Annotated in this window: 1 protein-coding gene and 1 pseudogene; both read right to left on the bottom strand. The window is 64.5% G+C overall.

Annotated features, from left to right (window positions below; genetic code table 11):
* A pseudogene (locus tag JHD73_RS27910) lies at positions 1-264 on the bottom strand (RND transporter); the annotation flags it as partial.
* 2 nt (positions 265-266) lie between these two features.
* On the bottom strand, positions 267-813 hold a 547-nt coding region (locus tag JHD73_RS27905), incomplete at its 5' end, for an efflux RND transporter permease subunit (RefSeq protein WP_199033360.1).

Below are 813 nucleotides of genomic sequence, written 5' to 3'. Positions count from 1 at the left end.
GGGGTTATTGCGCAACCCCTCTTCCACCAACGCGTTCAACGCCTCCGACTGATAGAGCCGCCACCATTGCGGCACGGGCGCGGCACCCACGTCAAGCTGCTGGGCAACGCCGGCCGCTTCCACCGTCTTTTCAGGCTGCGTCACCACGCCATAGTGTTCCGGCGACGGCACGGCAGGCGGCACGCTGATGGGCGCCAGGGAGCATGCCGACAGGGCCAGCACCGAGGTTGCGGCAAGCGCGCACGTCATACGAGAGAGTTTCATGATCAATTCTCCAGGGCTGCGGTGCCGGTCGACGGCAGTTCCCGTTCGTCCGGGCGCACCTTGAAGCAAGCGGCGTACAGCGCCGGCAGGAAGAAGATGGTCAATACCGTGGCGATGGTGATACCGCCCATCAGTGCGGTCGCCATCGGCCCGAAGAAGCCCGAGCGCAGCAGCGGGATCAGCGCAAGCACAGCGGCAGCCGCGGTCAGCATGATTGGCCGGAAGCGCCGCACGGTGGCGCCGATGATGGCGTCGAAGCGCTTCTGGCCCGCGGCGATGTCCTGGTCGATCTGGTCCACCAGAATCACGGAGTTGCGCATGATGATCCCGAACATGGCAATCACCCCGAGCAGCGCCACGAACCCGAACGGCTTACCGAACAGCAGCAGCGCAGCCACCACGCCAATCAGGCCCAGCGGCGCCGTCAACACGACGATGAACGTGCGCGAGAAGCTCTTGAGCTGGATCATCAGCAGCGTCAACACGGCAATGATCATGAGCGGCATCTCGGCGTTGATCGACGTCTGCCCCTTCACGCTCTCTTCCACC

The sequence above is a fragment of the Ralstonia sp. ASV6 genome (genome assembly GCF_016429285.1).
Classification (GTDB): Bacteria; Pseudomonadota; Gammaproteobacteria; order Burkholderiales; family Burkholderiaceae; genus Ralstonia; species Ralstonia flaminis.
The sequence above is the reverse complement of the archived record's forward strand: the minus strand, read 5'-3'. Positions and strand labels throughout refer to the sequence as shown.